Here is a 226-nt window from a genome sequence, read left to right on the forward strand (position 1 = left end):
AGCCATGGCTGTGCCACCACCATCTATTGCCTGTGCAATGCCTACGGCCAATTTAGCATATCCATAATATTCATAAGCAGTTAAAACACTTCCTACAACTGTTGCCGCCACACCTGTGATAATACCGTTTGCTATCGCAGATTGTAGTGCCCATACCGCTAATGTTGCAAATATATAGCCACTTGGATCTGTCTTGTTTAGCGGGTTATTTACCACGTAAGAATAG

1 pseudogene is annotated in these 226 nt (G+C 43.4%); it reads right to left on the minus strand.

The window, feature by feature from the left end:
• Positions 1-226 (minus strand): annotated as a pseudogene (locus tag CEX98_RS23400) (hypothetical protein); the annotation flags it as partial.

The sequence above is a fragment of the Pseudoalteromonas piscicida genome (assembly GCF_002744175.1).
In the GTDB taxonomy this organism is placed as follows: domain Bacteria; phylum Pseudomonadota; class Gammaproteobacteria; order Enterobacterales; family Alteromonadaceae; genus Pseudoalteromonas; species Pseudoalteromonas piscicida_B.